General features: G+C 39.4%; 4 protein-coding genes. 2 read left to right on the top strand and 2 right to left on the bottom strand.

Annotated elements, in window-relative coordinates; translation table 11 throughout:
• The first annotated feature begins 195 nt into the window (after positions 1-195).
• Positions 196-1,251, top strand: a complete 1,056-nt coding sequence (locus IQ228_RS21780) for a TIGR02281 family clan AA aspartic protease (protein ID WP_027401413.1) — start codon at positions 196-198, stop codon at positions 1,249-1,251.
• Here the strand turns inward: IQ228_RS21780 and trpD are convergent.
• Positions 1,181-2,227 carry an anthranilate phosphoribosyltransferase gene (gene trpD, locus IQ228_RS21785; protein ID WP_027401414.1) on the bottom strand — a complete coding sequence of 349 codons (1,047 nt, stop codon included), beginning with the start codon at positions 2,225-2,227 and terminating at the stop codon, positions 1,181-1,183. The genes IQ228_RS21780 and trpD overlap by 71 nt on opposite strands.
• A gap of 102 nt (positions 2,228-2,329) precedes the next feature.
• Entirely contained in the window at positions 2,330-3,175 is an 846-nt protein-coding gene (locus tag IQ228_RS21790; RefSeq protein ID WP_027401415.1) for a DNA adenine methylase, read from the bottom strand.
• Between the two features lie 377 nt (positions 3,176-3,552).
• On the opposite strand from IQ228_RS21790, the gene IQ228_RS21795 reads away from it, so the two are divergent.
• Positions 3,553-4,278: a cytochrome b/b6 domain-containing protein gene (locus tag IQ228_RS21795; protein ID WP_027401416.1), complete on the top strand. Its 726-nt coding sequence runs from the start codon at positions 3,553-3,555 to the stop codon at positions 4,276-4,278.
• Positions 4,279-4,512 lie beyond the last annotated feature (234 nt).

Raw genomic sequence — 4,512 nt, forward strand, 5'->3', positions numbered from 1 at the left:
CCAATTACCCGTTCCCAATTTTGAATTAATTTTTTCCCAGTCTCGGACTGCGACTGTTTATTATCCCATGAGTTGAGGTTTTTAGATTTCTGACGGGAATTAATAAAAAATTAAATGATTCAATAGTCAAGCATTTTTAATTGGGTGGGAGGAGTACACTTGGGAAGAGCAGCCAGGGCGGTTAAAACATTCACTATGCTTCAGTATTTTTTATCCCGGACAGCCCTCATTTTTTGTTCCGTTAGTTTAGCGGTTTTGACTGTTGCCTGTGATCAAGATCAGCAGACAACGATAACTGGTGAGTCTAAACAATCTTTATCAACTGGGAGTTTGGCGGCTATCCGTTCTTCCAGTCAACGTAAACAACTGTTAGCTAGTCCAAATTCAACGCCACGAGCATCTGCTTCCACCCAATTAAGTTCTTTGGAAATGGCTCTAGATAAAGCTGCTGGTGCTAAGAGTATCAGCCAATCTGCTGTATCTGTGGATGATTGGAAGTTGGTGGTGAGTCAGTTCCAAGATGCGATCGCTCTGATGAAGCAAGTCAGGCGCAATAGTGGCAATTTTGCCTTTGCTCAACGTCAAATCGTTGAATACCGCCGTCAAGTTGCCTTAGCTCGCCGGAAGGCTTACCCCAAAAATTTAGCATCTTCTGTAACTCAGCCGCAATCAGTGGTCATTGAGGTTCCTCAACTACCGGGTAATGGGATAATTTCTGCCCGTCCCTCTGATAGTAAAGCTCTAAAACCATCCTTATCTAAGCCTAGTTTCTCACCATTAACCACCCTCCCTCGCAACCATGAGGTATTTATTGCCCCAATTAAACGGCGAGTTGGTGGTACACCAATTATTGAAGTTACTTTCAATGGGACACAGCAGTTTGAGATGATTGTGGATACGGGGGCGAGTGGAACTGTGATTACCCAGAAGATAGCAGCAGCTTTGGGTGTAGTCACTGTCGGTAAAACTAAAGCGAATACTGCCAGTGCTAAAGCTGTGGAATTTCCCATTGGCTATCTTGATTCTATGGAAGTCGGGGGCATGACAGTAAATAAAGTCCCAGTAGCGATCGCTGGTACAGAATTAGAAACAGGACTTTTAGGACATGACTTTTTCGGTAATTACGATGTAACTATCAAACGTAACGTCGTAGAATTTCGTCCCCAAGGCCACTCAGAAGCTAATCCTTCAGAAAATCCACTAAATGTTCCAGCTTTGTCCAAGGGCTACCGCTTTGTAAAATTTCTTTAGCTAGAGTCACCCCTTGGGCATGATTTAGCCAGGGAACAGCACCTGCTACTTGCAATGCCAGGGAAGCATTTAACGCCACTATATCCTGTTGCGCTTGTGTGCCTTTCCCTTGCAAAACTTTTTTAAGAATCACCCCATTTTCTTGTGCGTTACCACCCTTAACAGCGTTAATAGGAGCAGGGATCACACCAACTTCCTGGGGATCAACAGCAGTTAGGAATACTTTACCATCTTTTAAAATTGCCAAATCGGTAATATCGCCCAAACCAGCTTCATCTAATTTTTCTCGTCCATGGAGAACCACCGCTGTTTGTGTTCCCAGGAGATTTAAGGCCTCAGCAACGGTTTCTATCAGTTGAGGATCAAAAACACCAATTACCTGACCAGTAGGATTCAGGGGATTTACTAAAGGTCCTAGTAAATTAAACACAGTCCGCACTTTGAGATTTCGCCGTAATGGGGCAACGGCTTTCAGGGCTGGATGCCACCCAGGGGCAAATAAAAATGTAATTCCTACCTCTTGCACTGCTGCTTGGACTTTATCACTGGCAGCAGTCAAATTTACTCCCAAGGCTTCTAAAACATCCGCGCTTCCCGTGAGACTGGAAGCAGAACGACTACCATGTTTAGCCACGGGTACACCAGCAGCAGCCACTACAAAGGCTACAGCGGTGGAAATATTAAAGGTTGATGCCCCATCACCACCTGTACCACAAGTATCAATTAACCGTTGGGACGGTGTTTCCCCGCCTTTGTTCATGGATATAGAAGACAGGGATTTTAATACTTCTGCCATTCCTGTTAATTCTTCAGCACAAATTCCTTTAAAGTTCAAGGCCATTAAAATTGCCCCTGACAGTTCTGGGGGAATCGTTTCATTTATCCATCCTTGCATCAATTCTGCGGCTTGCGTCCGGGATAATGATTGCCGTTCTAATAATTGTTTGAGTAAGTTAGACCAAATAGTAAAATCCATTGTTCTGCTTTTTTATGATGTTGGATGTAATTTTACCGAAAAATGGCTTTCTGTTGCACGCAGAGGCGCTCCAGACGCAGAGAAAGAGCGCAAAGATGAGTTTTAAGCAATCAGTTGAGATTTTTTTAAGTTTTGGTTAATTTCATAGTTACTGATAAATAGTTCTTTGCCTTTTTCGGCTTTTTTTTGTTTATAGTTATTCATGCCATATTGTAATTCCCATGCGATGATATTTGCCCATTTAAAGTTTTCTCTGATTTCTGGGCAATCGTCGTATGTAATTAACCAGTTGTGGGGACATTGTTTTAAATTTGAAGCAAATTTTTGATGATCAAATCCTGTATGTAAATCTCCTTTTTTTCCATATAATTTAGATTTTTCGGCTTTGACATAAGGAGGATCTAAAAATATGAATACTTCTTTCCCTGGTTCATTAATCAGATGGCTATAATCTAAGTTGGTAACTTGGATATCTTGTGTTAGGATGTTTTCTAATTTTTCTAGTCTATCTATTGATGAATTGGTAAATCTTTTATGAAAAGATTCTAAAGAAAATCCACCGGATTCTATAGTTCCAGAAAATGTAATTCTATTCAGAACAAAAAACCGGACTGCTCTTTCTAAGTCTGATAATGTGTTAACATTTACATGAGCTAATTTGGCAAAAAGTAATTTTCCATCTTGAGAATTTTCTTTAACTTGACGAACTGCGGAAACTAGTTTTGGTAAATCAGATTTTGCCAAATGCCAAAATAAAAATAATTCTGGGTTTAAATCGTTAATAGAAATCTTTAAATTGGGAAATCGTTGTTTGAGATAAATGAAAACTGAACCACCACCAACAAAAGGTTCTCTGAATTCAGAAAACTTTTCTGGAAGACATTCAGCGATACTTTTAATTGCTCTTGATTTTCCACCAGGATAACGGAGAGGACTTTTGATATTCATGTTATTTGAATTTCGAGAAGTGATACAGAAAGATTCAGAAGTAAAACTGGCTTGCTGTCAGGTTTTAAATTTAGATCCTCTACCTAATTAATCTGCAATCTGCTGTAATATAAATCCCATGTTTTAATATACTAGGACTTACGCATTAACCAAGTTTACCAAATATGTAATGTGGATTTTATCTCTTGTAGGGTGCGTCGGACCCGATAATTTGATAAGAAACAAATTTCCTCTATCTGACGCACCCTACTTTTATAAGTTATTCCCAAAGCTGAAAACGACGTAATTTCATTCATATTATGGTAAGTTAGTGAGTGTACGTAAGTCATATGTACTAAGCTAAAATTAGCCTTTTGGAAACCTTAATATATCAACTTATGAATCGTTCAGCCCCCTATCAACCATTAATATTCCGAATCCTGCATGGTATGAGCGGGATTTTAGGAATTGGTGCAATTATTAGCGGCTTCTTAGTTTACAACACTTTTGATAAAAGATTTGGATATATCCCAATTCCCAAAATCAATCCTATACAGGATATTCATGGGACATTGGCAGTATTTTTCTTGATTTTACTACCATTTTTTGCTGTTTATAGTTTTCATGCTGGAAAAAGACGACTATTACAACCAGACTCTATCCCAAACCTAACTCAATTTGGTAAACCAATTTGGTGGATAAGCCTACAACGTTTAGTAAATACTAAAATGTTGCTTGCTGCTGTTTTGGCGGTGGTATCTGGGAGAATGATGAAGGAAGAATGGCTACCTACAGGAGAACTTGATCATGTTTGGTATTATGCTCATCTCATGGCTTGGGTAATCATAATTTTTTGTTTAGCAATTCATGTTTTGATGTCGGCTAAAGTTGGTGGTGCGCCATTATTATTATCAATATTATCCTGGAAATTCCGCCCAGAAGATAGTCCTGCTAACTGGTATAGTCGTCTCTGTGTTTGGTTGGGTAATTTTTCCCATTATATTCAGGAAGAAATTAATCAGTTTATGAGGGGTGGTTTATTATTGCAAATAATTGAGGTAATTGTCTTAGGGGGAATTATCTCAGGGTTTATTTTACCTTTGTTTTTTTCTGGTGGTCAATAATTGACAAATTGAACAAAATTAAGAGGTTGTTTGAAAAGTGGTATCCCGTAATTTTCATCACATTGTTACCCCCCTTAATCCCCCGATGCTTTGGGGGGAAACCGGAAAAATTAGTTCCCTCCCCAAAGCATCGGGGAGGGTTAGGATGGGGTAATTTGAGGAATAATGGTGATTCGATAACTTGTGTGTACACCGTGGCCTTATAAAGGGGAGGGTTAGGGATGTCTCTATACA

This window comes from Dolichospermum sp. LEGE 00246 (assembly GCF_015207865.1).
Classification (GTDB): domain Bacteria; phylum Cyanobacteriota; class Cyanobacteriia; order Cyanobacteriales; family Nostocaceae; genus Dolichospermum; species Dolichospermum heterosporum.